Source organism: Desulfosporosinus sp. Sb-LF (assembly GCF_004766055.1).
Lineage (GTDB): Bacteria > Bacillota > Desulfitobacteriia > Desulfitobacteriales > Desulfitobacteriaceae > Desulfosporosinus.
The window spans coordinates 210,811-229,189 of record NZ_SPQR01000003.1 but is presented as its reverse complement, the minus strand read 5'-3'; the positions used below and the strand labels follow the sequence as shown (position 1 = coordinate 229,189).

The 18,379-nt window shown below is 42.0% G+C and carries 17 protein-coding genes; 15 read left to right on the top strand and 2 right to left on the bottom strand.

Annotated elements, in window-relative coordinates; genetic code table 11:
* Positions 1-284: 284 nt before the first annotated feature.
* On the bottom strand, positions 285-1,319 hold the full coding sequence (cax, locus tag E4K68_RS05715) for a calcium/proton exchanger (protein ID WP_135377993.1): 1,035 nt from the start codon (positions 1,317-1,319) through the stop codon (positions 285-287).
* 234 nt (positions 1,320-1,553) lie between these two features.
* On the opposite strand from cax, the gene E4K68_RS05710 reads away from it, so the two are divergent.
* From E4K68_RS05710 to E4K68_RS05700, 3 genes are read left to right on the top strand one after another with little or no spacing between them, the layout of a single operon-like run.
* A complete protein-coding gene (locus E4K68_RS05710) occupies positions 1,554-2,081 on the top strand; it encodes a GNAT family N-acetyltransferase (RefSeq protein ID WP_199241704.1) in 528 nt (175 codons plus the stop codon).
* A 50-nt stretch (positions 2,082-2,131) separates the two neighbouring features.
* Positions 2,132-3,265, top strand: a complete 1,134-nt coding sequence (locus E4K68_RS05705) for a bifunctional 3-deoxy-7-phosphoheptulonate synthase/chorismate mutase (protein WP_135377992.1) — start codon at positions 2,132-2,134, stop codon at positions 3,263-3,265.
* A 58-nt stretch (positions 3,266-3,323) separates the two neighbouring features.
* Positions 3,324-4,424 carry a C4-dicarboxylate ABC transporter gene (locus E4K68_RS05700; protein ID WP_135377991.1) on the top strand — a complete coding sequence of 367 codons (1,101 nt, stop codon included), beginning with the start codon at positions 3,324-3,326 and terminating at the stop codon, positions 4,422-4,424.
* A gap of 25 nt (positions 4,425-4,449) precedes the next feature.
* On the opposite strand, the gene aspD is transcribed toward E4K68_RS05700, so the two are convergent.
* The gene (gene aspD, locus E4K68_RS05695; protein ID WP_199241695.1) at positions 4,450-6,099 is read right to left on the bottom strand and encodes an aspartate 4-decarboxylase; all 1,650 of its coding nucleotides are present in this window, start codon (positions 6,097-6,099) and stop codon (positions 4,450-4,452) included.
* Positions 6,100-6,824: 725 nt separating this feature from the next.
* Here aspD and E4K68_RS05690 point away from each other — a divergent pair.
* From E4K68_RS05690 to E4K68_RS05630, 12 genes are all read left to right on the top strand, one after another.
* Positions 6,825-7,985: a CaiB/BaiF CoA-transferase family protein gene (locus E4K68_RS05690; RefSeq protein ID WP_135377990.1), complete on the top strand. Its 1,161-nt coding sequence runs from the start codon at positions 6,825-6,827 to the stop codon at positions 7,983-7,985.
* Positions 7,986-8,581: 596 nt separating this feature from the next.
* Positions 8,582-9,805: a tryptophan synthase subunit beta gene (gene trpB, locus E4K68_RS05685; protein ID WP_135378128.1), complete on the top strand. Its 1,224-nt coding sequence runs from the start codon at positions 8,582-8,584 to the stop codon at positions 9,803-9,805.
* Positions 9,802-10,671, top strand: coding sequence for a tryptophan synthase subunit alpha (trpA, locus tag E4K68_RS05680; protein ID WP_135377989.1), 870 nt, complete (start codon positions 9,802-9,804; stop codon positions 10,669-10,671). Before trpB ends, trpA begins: the two co-directional genes overlap by 4 nt.
* Before the next feature lie 249 nt (positions 10,672-10,920).
* Positions 10,921-11,487: a GDSL-type esterase/lipase family protein gene (locus E4K68_RS05670; RefSeq protein ID WP_135377987.1), complete on the top strand. Its 567-nt coding sequence runs from the start codon at positions 10,921-10,923 to the stop codon at positions 11,485-11,487.
* Positions 11,488-11,669: 182 nt separating this feature from the next.
* The gene (locus E4K68_RS05665) at positions 11,670-12,299 is read left to right on the top strand and encodes a hypothetical protein (RefSeq protein WP_135377986.1); all 630 of its coding nucleotides are present in this window, start codon (positions 11,670-11,672) and stop codon (positions 12,297-12,299) included.
* Between the two features lie 53 nt (positions 12,300-12,352).
* Positions 12,353-12,979 carry a DsbA family oxidoreductase gene (locus E4K68_RS05660; protein WP_135377985.1) on the top strand — a complete coding sequence of 209 codons (627 nt, stop codon included), beginning with the start codon at positions 12,353-12,355 and terminating at the stop codon, positions 12,977-12,979.
* 126 nt (positions 12,980-13,105) lie between these two features.
* Entirely contained in the window at positions 13,106-13,843 is a 738-nt protein-coding gene (locus E4K68_RS05655) for a sulfite reductase subunit beta (hemoprotein) (protein ID WP_135378127.1), read from the top strand.
* A gap of 288 nt (positions 13,844-14,131) precedes the next feature.
* A complete protein-coding gene (locus E4K68_RS05650) occupies positions 14,132-14,746 on the top strand; it encodes an NfeD family protein (protein ID WP_135377984.1) in 615 nt (204 codons plus the stop codon).
* A 36-nt stretch (positions 14,747-14,782) separates the two neighbouring features.
* Positions 14,783-16,249, top strand: a complete 1,467-nt coding sequence (locus E4K68_RS05645; protein ID WP_135377982.1) for an SPFH domain-containing protein — start codon at positions 14,783-14,785, stop codon at positions 16,247-16,249.
* A gap of 146 nt (positions 16,250-16,395) precedes the next feature.
* On the top strand, positions 16,396-16,899 hold the full coding sequence (locus E4K68_RS05640) for a DinB family protein (RefSeq protein ID WP_135377980.1): 504 nt from the start codon (positions 16,396-16,398) through the stop codon (positions 16,897-16,899).
* Between the two features lie 189 nt (positions 16,900-17,088).
* Positions 17,089-17,973, top strand: a complete 885-nt coding sequence (locus E4K68_RS05635) for a uroporphyrinogen decarboxylase family protein (RefSeq protein WP_135377978.1) — start codon at positions 17,089-17,091, stop codon at positions 17,971-17,973.
* A gap of 78 nt (positions 17,974-18,051) precedes the next feature.
* Positions 18,052-18,282: a spore coat protein D gene (locus E4K68_RS05630; RefSeq protein WP_135378126.1), complete on the top strand. Its 231-nt coding sequence runs from the start codon at positions 18,052-18,054 to the stop codon at positions 18,280-18,282.
* Positions 18,283-18,379: the final 97 nt, after the last annotated feature.

Sequence of the window (18,379 nt, the reverse complement as noted above, 5' to 3'; positions counted from 1 at the left end):
ATGTCGTTTGATATATGCATGTGTAAGAATTTCTGGTCATGTATAACCGTGAGGCTGTATATGGCTGGGTAGATATCTTGAAAGGTTGAACGAATCATCAATATAGGTGATGACTTGCTTGCTGATGGTCGCAAGATCATAGTTACGTAATAAGTGATCTGTATTGGTGTTAGGGAGATCATTACGTGCTCTTATATGTAGGCGACCTGTACAATCTTTAACAGGTCGCCTCTTTATTGTCTGGAAATGATTCTTGTTTTTTGCAGATTGAAATTGAAAGTGTATTAGACGAAAAGGAAGGCTAAAGCCATGATAGCGTAGGCTGCCAGAAGCTGTGCACCTTCAAGCCAGTTGGAGCGCCCATCCATACTAATCATTGCGGTAATCACGGTACCCATGATAATGACGATGAGTTCATATCCTGTAAAGAGCAAATCAAGAGGTCGGCCCATGAAATATCCTATAAATACCAGCAGGGGGGCAACGAAGAGCGCTATTTGAGTACTGGAACCGATGGCGATTTCTAGACTGATTTCCATTTTGTTTTTTAAGGCCATCATTACGCTGGTGGAGTGCTCGGCAGCATTGCCGATGATGGGGATCACTATGACTCCAATGAAAAGTTCGCTAATGCCCAGAGTTTTTACGACAGGTTCAATTCCTCCAACCAGAAATTCACTTTCAATGACCACAAAAAACGTGGCAATAAGTAAAATCAGCAAGGCTTTTAACTTTGACCACTTTGGAGTTTCTGAATGGTCTAGGCTGGGACGAAAAACGTCCTTATGTGTATGAAGAGAAAATATTAGACTTAGTAAGTAAATCAGCATCAACACTGTAGCTACTCCTAGGCTTAAGGGCTCTGCAGCGGGATTGGTGTGTGTGTTAATAAAGACTGCAGGAATGATCAGTCCGGTAACTGCCATCAGTAGCATCGAAGTGTGCATACCAGCTGCTGCCCTATTAAATTTCTGAGTTTTAAACTTAAAACCACCTAGAAGCATGCTAAGCCCTAATACCAGGAGAAGATTACCGATGATAGATCCTGTTATAGAGGCTTTGACTACTTCTGCTAGACCCGCTCTTAAGGCGAAAATGGTGATGATGAGTTCTGCCGCGTTGCCAAAAGTGGCATTAAGCAAGCCTCCAACTCTAGGACCAACATAGATTGCTATTTCTTCTGTGGCTTTACCCATATACCCGGAAAGGGGAATTATGCTTAAACTAGCAGCAACAAAAAGTAAGACGGGCGAGTAGTCCATCAATCGCAGAAGAATGCTGATGGGAATAGCCAAAAGTAATAGATTGAGAAACTTCATTATTTAAACCTCCTCTAACTTCAATAATATTTACTAACAATCATTAAATGATATTAATAGTAGGTGTGTCAAATATAATGCTGGTTTGGGATACTTTAAAAAGTTATAATAGTTCTTGGTGTTTGACTGAGGATCGGTATGAGAAATTACCTTTATGATCAGATGAGATTAGGCAAGGCTGGAGGCACTTGGTCCCAGCTTGTTTTTACGTAGAAAGGGTGAAAGAATTTGGATATGGATGAAAAAGGATGCGTTAGTTCAATCGATACTAAGTTGAATGATTTAAAATTAAGATTCGCGGAGATAAAGGATGTTATTCTGATTTTAGGGTTCATCAAGGAATTGGCTGACTATGAAAAAATGCTGAATGAAGTTGTAGCAACAGAAGAAGTTTTAAGAGAATCTCTGTTTGAACGGAAAATGGCTGAGGTTATTATTGGCGAATACAAAGGTATTCCGATTGGTTTTGCTTTATTCTTTCACAATTTTTCTACGTTCTTAGGAAGGCCAGGCATTTACTTAGAAGATTTATATGTCAAACCCGAAATGAGAGGAATGGGGATTGGGAAGACTATGCTTTCCTTTCTAGCGAAATTGGCGGTTGATCGGAAGTGCGGTAGATTAGAATGGTGGTGCCTAGACTGGAACAAACCCTCTATTCAATTTTACAAGCAATTAGGAGCGGTCCCTATGGATGAGTGGACTGTATACAGGGTCGATGATCAAGCTTTAAATCACTTAGCGAGGAATTTTGATGAGTAACATGCGAGAAGAAACCCGCAAATTAATTAAATTTGAGGGAGGCTGTTTTTATGAAAGATTTGAGATTAGCAGGACTGAATTCTGAGCGGAGTACCATTGAGGTTAATGGGGTAACTATTGGCGGAAAAGAAATTATTCTAATAGGTGGGCCTTGTGCTGTAGAATCGAGTATCCAGATGAGCCAGGCTGCCGAGACGGTAAAAAGGGCAGGAGGAAAGATCCTGCGTGGTGGGGTTTTTAAACCGCGCACCTCTCCCTATAGTTTCCAAGGTTTGGGGCAAGAGGGACTCAATTATTTGGTTCAAGCCGCTAAAGAACAGGGCCTACTGTGTGTAACTGAAGTGACAGATGCTCCAAGCCTTGACTTAGTGGTTGACAAGGTCGACATAATTCAAATAGGTGCCCGAAATATGCAGAATTTCGAGCTTCTTAAATTAGCTGGCAAAATCAATAAGCCAATTATCCTGAAAAGGGGCTTGTCTGCAACCATCGAGGAATGGTTGTTGGCCGCCGAATATATTTTAGCTGCTGGTAATCCTCATGTTATCCTTTGTGAACGGGGAATTCGCACCTTTGAACCCAGTACCAGGAATACCTTGGATTTAAGTGCCGTTGTAGTCGCCAAAGAACTTTCTCATCTACCAGTTATTGTTGATCCAAGTCACGCAGCGGGCAGAAGAGACTTGATATCATCCTTATCGAAGGCTGCACTTGCCGCTGGCGCGGATGGTTTGTTGATTGAGATGCACCCTAATCCGATCGAGGCTGTAAGCGATGGACCTCAGTCTCTATACCCAGAAGAGTTTGTCCAATTAGCCCGAGAACTTGGTGTGGTCGCCGAATCAGTCAAGAGAGTCTTCTTGGGTGGAGAGGGTAACCTCGAATCCCTGCGAACAAGTATTAATGACATTGATCAAAGTATCATCGAACTATTAGCGGCTCGCATGCAGCTCGTAAATAAATTAAGCTCTCAAAAACGACTGGATCGGGTCAAGGATGCAAGCCGGGAAAAAGAAATTATTCAGCGTTTAGTTAACTTGGCCACAGATCTACAACTTCCTTCAGAATTAGTAAAAAGAATTTATTCATTAATTTTTGAGTTTGGAGTTCAATCTCAAATTAAAAGTAGACTTGCTCAGGAAAAAAAATTAGACCTATCGTTCTACCCCACAGGAAGTAAATGATGTGCCACATCAATGATACAAGATGAGAGATAATGAAAAAAAGAGGGGTTTCTATAACATGCTCGAGCGTCATGCGATTAAATATTTAGCACCAGGATGGTTTGCTATGATCATGGGCACAGGGGGGCTCGCAAATATCTTATATCAATGGCAAACTGTCTTTTTTGCAGGACACATTTTAGGAATGGTTTTAGCGATACTAGCGGATGTCCTTTATTTCGTGGTTCTTGTCCCCTGGATTATCCGCTGGATTTCTTTTTTCGAGTACGCGCAAAGGGACCTTCACCACCCGGTTGCTGGTAACTTTTTTGTGACTATGCCCGTAGCCACTGTCATTGTTGGAACAAATATTTATACTATCTGGAGCGGATATTTGGGCGGATCTCTGACCTTTATACTTACGACCTCGGCTTGGATAATAGCGAATGTAGGAGTAATATTCTTTACCTTTTATACGACCTTTAGAATCATGCAACTTGAAGTAGCGCCTAATCCAGAAACAACGAATTTTTCCTGGATTATGGCGCCCATTGCCAATATGGCTTTGTTGTTGATAGGTAATCCCGTCTTAAATTTAAGTTTAAAGTATGCACCGACATGGAGTATGTCCATCTTAATGGCGAACATAGCCATGTTTGGTATTGGCTTCTTTTTATTTATCTTTATTAGTGCTGTGATTTTCGTTCGTCTCGTGCAACATCCGCTTCCACCTGCAGGGTTGACTCCCACGTTCGGCATTTTTCTAAGCGCAATTGGCCTTGCGGTAAGTGCAATTGTTGATATTGCAAAGAATGCTCAAAACATGGGAGTTTTGTCCTCCGTTGATTTAGCTAATATTGGAGCAGCGATTATTTGGGGTTTTGGCATTTGGGTGGTTGGAATCATTGGAATGATTTGTTTTTATCACTCCCGTAGAGAAGGGATTCCATTCGGTTTGGGATGGTGGGCCTTTATCTTTCCCCTGGCAGCCTATACAATAGCCAGCCAGAAAATAGCGGCGATTTTTCACTCTCCCCTTACATATGGATATGGAGCTTTCTTAACGATACTTCTTATTCTTCTATGGTTCTATGTGTTTTTAAAGACTGTTGTGGGGGTCGTCAGTGGAAGACTGTTCATGGGTAGTCCGATTTCTCAACTGAAAAATAACTTTCATTGACATAATTGCGATTTTCTAGTCACTTTTACTGTGGCGTTGCTTTCGCAGCTTTCCATGATGCTGCGTACTCCTCAAACGTCTTTTGGACGGTTTCCCCGATTTCACGATAAGCTTCGTCGTTCAAGTTGGCAAGAGACGTTCGAATGGACCACTCCGGTCCGCCGAATCCGCCGCCGTTGAGGAGCACAATAGAAGATTCCTCTGCTAGCCGAAATAGAATGTCAGTGGGCTCATAGTTCTCTTCTAAGTACTGAACGAATTCGTCACCGTACTTGATCTTTGCCCATACTAATAGATCGATCTGACTATAGTAAGCAGCATCAAATACATCATTGCGTAACTCTAGACCGAAGCCTTCGTACAGTAGTGCTTGTCGATGGTGACAAATTTCCTGTGTCAGCTTCTTATAACGGTTCTCTTTATCAAGCAATGCAAAGAGCGCAAAAAGACTCATTTGTACCTGCTGAGGAGTGGATAAACCTGCCGTATGATTCAGAGCGACTTGACGGCTATCCGCAACCATTCGATCAATAAAACGAAGTTGTTCAGGATTTAAAGTCATGGTTCCATAGCGTTCAGCCAAAGCGGCTTTTTGTTCGTTCGGCTGTTCTTTTAGTAAATGATCAAAGACATTGTCTTGATGAAGGGCGATAACTCCAAGACGCCAACCCGTTGCTCCGAAATATTTAGAGAATGAATATACTCCGAGGGTATTAAACGGCAAATCCGCCATGAGCGAGCGAAAGTCATTGACGAACGTACCATATACATCATCCGTAATGATCATTAAATTCGGATTGTGTTCCTTGAGAACCTTCAAGAGGTAGTCCTTTGACTCTGTTCTAATTGCTACAGAGGGTGGGTTACTAGGGTTCACAACGAATAATGCCTTGATACTGGGATCGGTTAGTTTTTCGATCTCTGAATTGGGATATTGCCAAGTATTAAACCCACGTTCATCGATTTCATTTGCTCTAATCCTGACAACATCAAACTGATAGCGTGATAGATGTGGAATCTCCAGATACGGAGTAAAAGTTGGCACCATAAGCGCAACTTTGTCTCCGATGGACAGTAAATTGTTAGCAATTAAAGAGTCGAATATATAACACATCGCTGCAGTGCCACCCTCAACGGAGAACAAGTCGTATTTTCCGGGAGGAGAAACTTTATCACACATTTCTTGAATTAGATAACTATGAACAACCTGTTCGAGGTGAACGAGCATCCGATCCGGTACTGGGTAGTTATCGCCAATGATCCCATCCACAAGTTCATGTACCCATGTATCCGGGTTAAACCCCAGATTGGTGGTGCCATAATCAAGGCTGGCCTGGAGAAAATCGACTCCGGGTGAGTCTTGATGCTTTTCAAGGTAGGTTCTCAGACGTTCTGCGATCCTTTTTTTCCCAGGCATGCCGGCGAGATCCTTATCTTTCCAAACACTACGGGTTTCCTCCATAGCAAATTGGCCTAGAGTAAAGAAAGCTTCTCGTGGAGTGGCTGCAATCCAATTGGGGTTGCCTCTTCCGGCGTTGAGCATTGCCCAAAGGCTAGTATCACCATGTTTATGTGCAAGGCTAATTAATTTGTTTTTAAGTTCAAAAGGGCTAAGTGGCTCGTAAGAACGTTCCATTTCTCGGCGAAGGGTGTTGTCGTTATTTATGGTGATCATTCCTTCCTGATTTGAACTCCTTGGTTAATCTGGTTTCTTAAGGTCTATTAGTATTGTGCCGTAAAACTATCTCTACTTGTCATAAATCAATGCTATAACTGTACTCTGCGCTGTACTCGTGGCATTTATACGCTTCTCTTGTCAGGGGTGAATTGGAGAACGTGGAGAACGATGTTTCACTATAATCATATTATGAGTAATGAAACAAGGTTAGATGCGTTTAATTGTACTAACTTTGGCGCAACTCCCACACAGATTGAAGATTGGACTAATAGGGGCTAATCTAGAACTGAATATTTCTTCAGTCTCATTAGATTGAAGAGACCTGGAAGAAGATAAGGTTGATACGAATTGAGATGAGACCATGGAGTTTTCCGTCCTTTCCGGACAGAGGGCTCTTTTTGTTTATTATGAAGTCGAAAGCTCCGTAGGCTTAAATGGCACAACAAAGAAAAATAGTTTACAAATGCGAAGGAGAAGAGAAACACCTAGTTTTTTGACTACTAAGTGCAATAGTAGTCAAATTTAGCGTAGTAAATTTCTTCCAAGAGAAAAGAGGGATTCGATGGCGGATGGAGAAAGTGATTTAACAACGTAGACTTATTAGGATGGTTATCTAACGCCTAGCATGACCTAGATTATTAGTAGGAAAGGGTGGAAAGACCTAGGGGTTTTAACGACTCGGAAAAATTGGACTAATAATTTCTAAGTATGGAGGGGTAATAATGTTAAAAGGGCTATGTGTGGTTGATTTTTCACGGTACTTACCAGGACCATTTGCTAGTCTCCGTCTTGCTGACTTAGGTGCGGAGGTAATTAAGGTTGAACCACCGTTGAGTGGTGATCCTGCCCGCCAAATGGGTGGAGAACTAGGAGGAACAGGTTTATTGTTCTTGGCCAACAACCGTGATAAAAAAAGCGTCACAATTAATCTTAAAGAAAAGCCTGGTCAAGAGTTGGCCTTTATGCTGGCTAGTAAGGCGGATGTTGTAATCGAGAGTTTCCGACCAGGCGTGGCCGATGCTCTTGGTATAGGCTATCAGGCCCTAAAGAAAGTACGACCAGATTTAATATACTGTTCGCTGACAGGTTTTGGACAATCAGGACTATTAAGCGATTTAGGAAGTCACGATCTAAACTATATGGCACTAAGCGGGGTATTGGTACAAATGAAGGATAAGCAAGGTAGGCCTGTTCAGCCATGTCTTCAGTTTGCCGATATGATTGGTGGAATTGGTGCTTCTGAGGCTATATTGGCGGCCTTAGTAAAACGTTCTCTGACTCACGAGGGATCGTATTTAGATTATGCTATCACAGATACCCTAATTGGGATGACGACTTTACACTCCTTAATTCAGAAGGTGACGGGAACGGGTTATGGGATTTCTGATATTACAGGGGGAATAATTGCGTACAATATTTATGAAACGGGTGATGGTCGTTATCTCAGCCTTGGGGCGTTGGAGAAGAAATTCTGGGTTAATTTCTGTCGCGCAGTTAATCAGGAAGACTGGATTAAAGATCATTTTAGTCCCGCGGACATGGCTAATGCAACGTACATTGATCTTATGAAACTTTTTAAGAGCAGAACATTTGCTGAGTGGGCAGAGTTTGGGCTAAAGGTGGACTGCTGCCTGATGCCCATTTTAGAAAACGATGAGATGATGAGTCATGACTACGTAGCGTCTAAGAGTTTGGTATGGGAGCAGAAAACAGACAGCTGGGGAAATCTAATACAGGTAGCCACCTCTGTGGGCGGTGTAGGTAGTAACGTAACAGCCACTGAACCTCCGACGCTGGGCCAACACACCCAAGAAGTTTTGCGAAATTTACTTGGCGCAACTCCCAGTCAGATTGAAGATTGGACTAAACAAGGGATAATTTAGCACATATTATTTAAAAGATTAAAGCATAATTTTAGTCTTAAAATTTCGCACTTGAATGCTAGGGTGGCAATTATTATGTGGGATTTTGTAATGTGAGGTAAGATGAACAATTCGGTTATCTAGAAAGTTCCTTGACAACAATGAACCGCTATCTTATAATAGTAAAAATTATACACAGTAGCTGATGATGAGAAATAGTATGTCTTAATGGGAGTGTCTTAGCGAGTCAGAGGTGGTGAGAGTCTGATACAATCTCTTTGACTGAATGGTTCTCAGAGGTGTGATCCGAACGCTCCGAGGCAAGTAGGTGATTCCGGGGGTTTCCCGTTATAGAAACAAGGGTATCGAGGAAAGAGTTTTTTCTCCGTACCTGAAAGATTGAGGTATTAGGTAATTTTTACTTCTATAGTCCAATTACGTTTCTTTGACTGGACTAGAAAAGAGTTACCTATACGAATTAAGGTGGTACCACGGAGCTTTCCGTCCTTTTAGGATAGAGGGCTCCTTTTGTTTTACCCATCAAAAATCCCATGAAACAAAATAGCATAAAGAAGACTGTAAAGTTCATAAGTACGAAAGGAGATTTTCCAATGGTAATGGTCGAGAAAATACATGTTTTAACAGCTGAGAGGTGCGAAACAAGTGGGCATTTTGGGCCCTATGGTGGTGCCTATGTTCCAGAAACACTAGTACCCGCTTTGAGTGAATTGGAGGAAGCTTACAATAAGTCTCGCCAAGATGAGAGTTTCCAACGAGAATTTAAAGAGTATTTACAAAAGTACGTCGGGCGCCCTTCTCTATTATATGAAGCCAAGCGCTTAACGGAGCATCTGGGTGGGGCTCGAGTTTTTCTTAAAAGAGAGGACCTCAATCATACTGGCGCTCATAAAATTAACAACACGATAGGGCAGGTTCTCCTTGCAAAACGTATGGGCAAGAAACGAGTGATTGCCGAGACAGGTGCGGGGCAACATGGAGTCGCCACGGCCACGGCTTGTGCTCTGTTTGGTCTTCCGTGCGTGGTTTATATGGGAGAAGAAGATGTTCAAAGACAACACTTAAATGTCTTGCGCATGCGGTTACTAGGAGCGGAGGTTCGTACAGTAACCCTAGGTTCGCGTACACTCAAAGATGCAATTAATGAAGCTCTTCGGGATTGGGTGACGAATGTCGGAGAGACATTTTATTGTTTCGGGACAGCAGCCGGACCGCATCCTTATCCAACCATTGTTCGGGACTTTCAAGCAGTGATTGGGCAGGAGACGAGGGAGCAGGCCATAGAGGAGGTAGGAAAGCTTCCGGATGTTGTTATAGCTTGTATCGGCGGAGGAAGTAATGCGATTGGAATTTTCCATCCGTTTATCGCTGACACAGAGGTAAAACTAATCGGAGTGGAAGCTGGTGGAACAGGGAACAACAAGGGAGAAAATGCAGCTAGTCTATGCCTAGGCGAACCGGGGGTTCTGCATGGTGCCTATAGTTTTTTGTTGCATGATGAGGATGGCCAGATCGTAGTTACGACCTCTATTTCCGCAGGACTCGATTATCCAGGTGTTGGACCTGAACACAGCTATCTCAAAGAGAGTGGCCGGGCGGAATACGTCAGCATATCTGATCGGGAAACCCTTGAAGCGTGTACCTTACTCTGTCAAACTGAAGGAATTTTACCGGCCCTGGAAAGCGCGCATGCCGTTGCATATGCGGCGAAACTTGCCCCTAGGCTCTCAAAAGATCAGGTGATCGTCGTAAATCTTTCGGGAAGGGGAGATAAAGACGTAGAAACTCTGGCTCAGTATTTGGAAGGGGGGAGCAAATCATGAGTGAAAGACTTAACGCTGTTTTTAGAAGTGCTCCTATTGGAGTAACTCGTCTTGTTTCCTATTTAATGGCAGGAGATCCTAATGTAGAAACGAGTCTTCGTCGCCTACGAGGGCTAGTGGATCATGGAGTGGATGTATTAGAACTGGGGGTTCCCTTTAGTGATCCGATGGCGGATGGACCGGTTATTCAAGCTGCCGCCGAGAGGGCCCTAAACGGGAAAATGACGGTTAAACGAACCTTAGATCTTGTTCGGGAATTCCGCAAGATCAATGAAACGACACCGCTTCTCTTAATGAGCTATCTCAATCCGTTGCTCACTTATGGGTGGGACCATTTGATGGAGGATTCTGCTGACGCAGGGGTTGATGGGTTCATTTTGCCAGATTTGCCTTGGGGAGAAGGAAAGGCTCTTCGTGCCAGAACGAAAAAACATGTCGGCGACAAATTGGTCTTTATTCCGATGATTGCTCAAACGAGTCGTGAGCTGGATATAGAGGCCGTTGCTCACGAAACGGAAGGATTTGCCTATGTTCTTTCGCGGAATGGAATTACTGGAGGCGAAGTTGAAATCCCGGCGAATGTTAGCCAGTTCATTGAAAACTTGGGAAAAAGCTTACAAATTCCTCGTTGTGTCGGCTTTGGGATTCAGAAACCAAAGCAAGTCCAAACTTTAGCTAACGTTTGCGATGGAGTCGTGGTAGGCAGCGCTTTAGTCGATAAATTTGCGAGACTCGACCAAAGAAAACTAAAGGAAGAGGAACTTATTGAGAAGGAAAAAGTAATCTTTGAATGGTTAGCAAGCCTCAAAAGGGTTCCTAGCGATTTCAAGAGACTCGAGGGTGTTCTATGCTCTTCCGTCAAGTGATGAAATCCTCTTGCCTGAAAAACAGATCCGGCGAATTACTCTGATCGGTAGTGAGAGCAAAAGTCGGATATGGAACCAAATCATAGCGGATGTGTTTGATTATAGCGTGGTCGTCCCAAGGAATTTATTCCAGTTTTATCTTACTTCGGCTAACTTGGGAACGCCCCTGGCACTTCGGTGTTAGGGGTGTTTATGTTAGCAAGACTAATCTTAGCAAGACTATTATGTGAGCAATGAGGTGCGTAACTAATGAAAATCGTGGCCATAGGAGATTCAATCACTGAAGGATATCCTTTTAGTCATCAGAAGTCTTGGGTAGAATATGTAGCTAAGGCTTTTAGAGTTCAGGTTTTAAATCAAGGAATCTCTGGAGATTTTACGGGGGGGATGCGTGAACGATTTTTGCGGGATGTCATTGCCCATGCCGCTACCCATGTCATTATCCTTGGAGGGGCTAATGATGCTTACGAAGAGTACCCTTTGATTACGGTAAGCGCTAACTTTATTGCTATGGTGGAAATTTGTGGGCAACACGGGATTACTCCTATTCTTGGCTTACCAACGCCGTCCTTATTACCCAAAGAAGAACAATTTTTGGCGGAATACAGGGATTGGCTAAAAAGTTATGCCGATGAGAGGAGAATAGAGTGTATTGACTTTTATACGCCATTCCTGAATAGGATAAGAGCTGGTCAGTCTGCCCGACTTTTCGTTGACGATGTCCATCCTAGCATTGAGGGTTATGCCGAAATGGGAGAAGTCGCTGTCCGATCCTTAATAACGATGAAAAACTTGAACTTTAAAAAACAGTCTTAGAGATTGTTTCTCTCTATGCAATAGTTGCTTTTACATTGAAATTATCCAATGTCATTGGATTTTGTGGCAGGGTAAAGATATAATAGGATTTAATAATTGTAGGCGTTATTATTGTGTGTTGCTCAATCAACCCTAGATTAGTTTTCGAAGAATTTAAGTATTTGAAAAGGTGTGAGGTAGAAATGTCAATTAAGCCGCAGCGAATCTTTGCAGAACAATGGAACCCATCAAAGGAACAGATTGATCTTTTATTACCAATGGATGACATTGCCGCAGAAATTGGAAGGGATCCCGGCATTAAGGTGCTTCGGGATGATGAGATAAGACTTGCTTATCCAAGTCTTTATAATATCTCAGTGCAAGCAAGAGCACATAATCTGGAACTGGTCGAATTATTACAGGAATACTATGACCCTTATAAGAATAGCCCCGAACTTACAAGTCTATTGGGAGTACAATTACCCCAGATCAAGTGGGTGGACACCCTGGGCTTTGAGGAATCTGTCATTAGCGTACATTTATCAAAACTTAACAAGACTGAAGTTTTCATCAATGATATCGTATTAGTTAAAAATGATGATTTCGATTCATTGAGTGATGGTGTTCTCGATAAGGTATTTCATAATATCTCTGTGTTTGCGAGAGAGCAAGGGGCTAAGTTCCTGTCGGGATATGCAGTTGATAAAAACATGTTGAATCTTTTAAAAAGAAAAGGATTCGGAGTGGACCGACGAGAAATAATGGGTAATGATTATATTTGGGAAATAGCCGCCATGATAGGTGAACAGTTTCCTTACTATAAAGAATTGTAAGGATTTATCGCAAACAGGGCTTGAGTAATAATGGTGTTTTGGAGGGAAAGTCATTGGCAAACAAAATAACGATCTTTTCAGATTTTCTATGACCCTTTTGCATGATTGGGAAAGTCCCACTTGACCAGTTGGCCAAGGACAGAAATCTAACAGTAGAATGGAAATCCTTTGAGCTAAGGCCAGAGGGTTTTGAAATTCCTGAGAAAACTCCGGAATATCTAGCTCAGGCGAAATTGGGTATTGAAACTTTAGGTCAGAAGTATGGACTTCAGATGACCTTTAATGAGAAGAGTAAACACTCCAGATTTGCTTTGGAAGGAGCTAAATTCGCGGAGGAACAAGGGCTTGGCGATAAATATCATAATGTCGTTTTTGCCGCTCAGTTTCAAGAATATAAAGACATTAATGATCTAAATGTTTTGACTGAGCTTGCTGTACAGAGCGGACTTGATAAAGAAGAATTCCGACAAGCACTCGTATCTAAAAAATATGAGGAAGCAGTTTTACAAGATATTGAAGAAGCCCAGCGAATAGGGATTCCAGGTGTGCCCTATTTTATCGTTGAGGGTCGAACAGCCTTTGGGGCTCAGAGCTATGAAGATCTGGAAAGACTTCTTCTAGGGTACGATTCTCGCCCTGTAATTAATTTATTAGATAAGCCTGATAATGGAGAGGCGTAATTAACGTGAACGTTTAAGTAGCTCTCATATAGCCTTTAGTATAAAGATGGCATACTTCTTCCTAAGAAGGTACGCTGAAATTTGAAAACTAAGTCCTGTTAGAACATAGAGGAGGCTCCCATAGTGATGGAATTAACAGATGAACAGAAGAAATCCTTACAAGGACAGGGATTTATTGCACTGAAGGATGGTGTGCACTTTAGCTGTCGTGTTTCCATACCGTCTGGTAAAATGAATGCCCAAGAATCGCGTAAAATTGCCGACGTTAGTGAGAAATATGGCAGGGGTTCTTTTAGCCTAACGCAAAGATTAAATGTCGAAATTCCCTGGATACAGTATCAAGATCTCGATAATGTAAAAAGAGAGCTTAAAGAAGTGGGACTGTCTGTTGGTGGCACAGGCTTGAGAGTTAGACCCGCTCATACCTGTAAAGGGAATGTGTGTAGCAGGAGCTTATTTAACACCGAAGATGTAACAAAAGAAATCGACGCACGATTTTATAAAGGGTATTATGATGAAAGACTCCCTAATAAATTTAGAATCGAAGTTAGTGGGTGTGGTAATGGTTGTTCTAAGCCTAGGTTCGGATGTGTTGGCTTACAGGGTAGAAAACCAGACCAAGTAGCTATTTTTATTGGGGGAATGTCTGGAAAAGAATACTCGATAGGAAGGGTATTGCCAGGTCTCTATTCATTAAGTGAGGCACTGGATATTGTCGAAAAAGCTATTATCTATTATAGAGATAATGGCACACCGAAAGAACGATTTGCCAAAACGGTTGAAAGAATGGGATTTGATACGGTTGGAAGCTTCCTCTGTGGTCTTACACTCTCAGAATTCAATCGTCAAATTAGTAGTTTGTAGCCATGTTTACTGGAGGAAAACATCTTTGATTTTACATCGCGGAATAAGAGGTCGCCTAACATCAGTTAGGCGGCCTCATTTTGACTTTCAGGGCTCATAGCGAAGGGTGTACCGGAATAGCTCAGAAAATATAGATTAGGACCGTTAGAATAAAGGGATATACTGGATTTTACCGAATCATAGAGATCGAGAAACTAGAAGAAACATACATACTTAAGTAACTAGCAAGTATGTTATTAGGATAGGTGTGCGTCTAATCCAAACTGAGGAACTATGGGGGGTGGAAAAATGGGGAATTATTATATTGATACCATCAATGCAGTCTATGTAATATGTATGAGTCTAGGGGTCATACTTAGTATCACGGCTTTGATCTTCGGAAATGGTCACGGGGCATCGCACACGCCACAAGGAAGCTTTGACCATACCGCGGTACATATTGGTCATCACGCTGCAGTCTCTCAGGACACTACTTCAAGTAATAATGTTCCACTCTTAAATATAAATGCTTTATTTGCCTTCCTGATTGGTTTTGGTGCAACTGGACTAATCTCATATGGAATAAGAAGAGAAGCTATTTTGTCATTGATGCCCGCCCTTGCTATTGGGTGGTTATGCTGGTATGCAGTACGGAAACTGCTTTCTGCTATGCTGAAAGGACAGTCGAAATTCCTCACTACTACTTTAGAAGACATTATTGGAGTAACCGGTACGGTAAGTTCGGTAGTATCAGAACATCGGGTGGGAGAGGTGATTTACACCCTTGAAGGAGATACAAGGGCAATAACTGCCAAGCACAAGCAGACAGGGGACGTGAAGAAAGGGGAAGAGGTCGTCATTATTGGTATCGTTAATGGTGTCGCCATAATCGTTAAGAAAGATAAATTTAAGATGGAATACTAAAGAAACGGGCAATGCGAAGGGGAGGGTGTTGGTTATATGGGTTTATTTCAAGTTATCACAATTATTCTTATAGCAGTGATTGGGCTCTTGTTAGTTGTAACCGTTCTGGCTAAGATGTTTCAAAAGGTAGGTCCGGATGAGGCTTTAGTAGTTTTCGGTATGGGCGGAAGTAATGTCATAACGGGTGGTGGTAGAGTTGTGTGGCCACTTGTGCAAACCTCCAAACGATTATCTTTAGCGTTAATGTCCTTTGATATCGCGCCACAAAATGACTTGTATACAAACCAAGGGGTGGCAGTGACGGTTGAAGCGGTTTCTCAGATTAAAGTTCAGGATAACTCAGATAGTATCAAAACGGCCTCGATCCAGTTTCTTAATAAAGATTCTGAAGAACGTGAGGCGATGATAAAACAGGTCATGGAAGGACATCTTCGTGGGATCGTCGGGACGTTAACCGTTGAAGAAATCGTTAAGGACCCTGAAATGGTTCAATCTCGGATGCTTGCCACTTGTCAATTGGATCTCTCTAAAATGGGTCTGGAAGTTAGATCGTTCACCATTAAAAATGTTAAAGATGCAAATGGTTATATCGAAAATATGGGTAAACCGGAGATTGCGCGTGTCTTAAAAGAGGCTCAGATTGCTCAGGCTATTGCCGAGAAAGAGACAGAAACAACCAAAGCTTCTGCCAATAGAGACGCAGCGATTGCGAAAACAAACGCCGAACAAGAACGAGTTATGGCGGAAACAGCATCTCAATCAAAACAAGCCGAGAATATTAAGGAACTAAATCTTAAAAAAGCAAAATATGACACTGAAGTCGAGACTGCAAGAGCAGATAAGGAAAATGCCTATAATCTTCGTACAGCCGAACTCAAACAAAACCTGACCCAACAGGAATGGAAGATCAAGGAGATTGAACGACAAGGGCAAGTAAATGTCGCAAATGCAGAAATTGAACGTAAACAAAAAGAACTAGAAGCAGACATTATCAAGCCAGCTGAGGCACACGCTAGAGCAATTAAAATAGAAAATCAAGCTAAAGCCGAAGCCAACGCTCTTACTATTAAGCTTGAGAATGAAGCAAAAGCAGAAGCGACTAGGGCAGTTGGTAATTCGGAAGCGGAAATCATTCGAGCCAAAGGCAAAGCCGAAGCAGATACTATTTTAGCCAAAGCACAATCCTTCAGTAATTACTCTCAAGCAGCCATTCTTGATAAACTCTTATCAGGAATCCCAGAGTTAGCAAAGGCTATTGCTAGCCCTCTAGAAAACATAGATAAGATCACAGTCATCTCGACGGGTGGAGATAACTCAGGTATGCAAAAAGTAACGCGCGATATCACGGATATGATGGCCCAAATGCCAGAAGTTATCGAACAACTAACGGGAGTTCAAATAGGTAATCTTATTAACTCCTTGAAAGTACCTGTAGGTAATGAAAATAGTATAGGTGCAGATGACAATATTATGGATACTGCAAGCAAATCAGAGGATGAGTAAACGCATACATGCAATATCTTGAAGATTTATAGAAAGTTGTTTATATGGCTATTGTCTTCTTACTAATCATAATGTTCAATATAATCTTGACCTTTATGGGTATAGACTGGTAACATTAGTTGAAATTATGGGTTGGGAGGGGTAGTATGTTTACTTCGATAGCTGCTTTTTTAGTTAGTTGGGAAAAGGAGTCGGAATCTACTCAACGGATACTTGATGTATTAACCGATGATTCCCTCGATCAATCAGTCACAATGGATGATCGTAGCTTAGGGCGAATTGCCTGGCATATCGTAACAACCATACCTGAAATGACTTCGAAAACCGGTTTAGTCTTCGATGGTATCCAAGAGGACGCTCCTGTTCCGAATACCGCACAGAAAATAGCTGATGCTTATAGAGCGGCTAATAAAGTTATGTTAAATGAAATTAAAAGTCGCTGGAATGATAGTACTCTTTTGGAGGAACGGAACATGTATGGAGAATGTTGGACTATTGGCACCACATTAAATGTTCTAATTGATCACCAAATCCATCATCGAGGGCAAATGACCGTGCTCATGAGACAGGCAGGGCTAAAAGTTCCTGGGATTATGGGTCCTTCTCGGGAAGAGTGGAGTCAATTCGGAATGGCGGCTCCGTCAGTGTAAAGGTAATAAAAATGAATAAGGTAAGAACCAAGCAAACTCTAGTTCGTGCTTGGTTCTATTTATAAACGGGTGTTATATTCATTGTTTCTGTTAATGCGTCGGAAAAAAATGCAGTTTAACTGAGGTTTAAAGGTATTATCCGATCAAAAGTTCTCGAAAGCAATTAGGTAAGTGGAGGAGGCATGCCCCGTGACTAAAATTGAAAGAATCCTGGCGGCTACACGCTTTGAGCGTGTGGATCGCATACCTAAAGGAGAATTTCATCTTGACGATGGATTTGTGGCCAAATTATTAAACCTAAACAATAACGTCACGTTTAAGGATAGGGTGGAGGCTTGCGAGCTTTGTGGGTTAGATGCGTTAGCGTTTTCTTCCTCTTCCTCACAAAAAGATAAAGGAAAGGTTTGGGACGGGTTCAAACCATGGCGGGAAGAGACAGATTTTTTTATTTTTGCTTTAATTAATGGTCCATTTCAAGGAACAGCAAAACTTTTTCCGTCGTTTAGCGATTATTTGATAGCAATCGCAAAAGGTGACCCAATATTACCTAGCCTGGTCGCAGAGTCGGTCGCTAACAATCTTGAACTAGGCTTAAATGCTCTAGCTTCAGGGGCTAATGGAATAATCATCGCTGATGATATAGCTTATCAAGGTGGAACGTTTATTTCCCCTACGGCTCTGCGTAACAACTTTTTCCCAGGTCTTTCAGAGCAGGTTAAGGGGTTACGAATACATGAAGCGCCGATTTTCTTCCATGCCGATGGAAATTTATTGTCGGTCATAGACGATATCGTTAGTTCAGGGGTTAATGGTTTGCATTCCTTGGACTTTTCTTCGCTTACGGACATAGCTAGTGTTAAAACGGCGACAAAAAATAGTCTCTGTTTAATGGGGGGCTATGATTTAGGGTGGTTTGAAAAGGATAACAGAAAGGAAAGGGCTTTGGAATTATTGGCTGTGGCTTCTAAGGGGGGCGGGTATATCTTTGGTAGTAGTTCTGGGATTCTTGGAAATGATCAGTCGGTAGAACAGGTAATGGATGTGTATCAATTCGTGAGTAACTTCAACATATGAGTTTGGAATTTAATGGGATATAATACCAAATGACCTTCTCGTTGAATATAGTAAGTAAAGAAAGGAAGGTGTATTTTGATGTATGGTGCTCAATGTAGACCAATTTGCTGTCCCCCACAATATATTGTTCAAGATTATTACACTCAACGGTTAGTTCCTGTTATTCATCCCATTGTGAATATTAGACGCCAAAATATTGTCGATGTTCCCCAGCATATTTATCAACAGACTACGAGAAATGTGGTTGTCGACCGAGGTTTTCAAGCTAACCCAGGCTATGTTGGTAACCGTAACAGGTTATTCTTTTGATGCAATGAATAATCCTTAAATTTATATGGAATTTTTAAAAACATGGGGTTGCAACAAAACTGGAAGGCTAAGTCTGTTATAACCCCATGTTACCTAT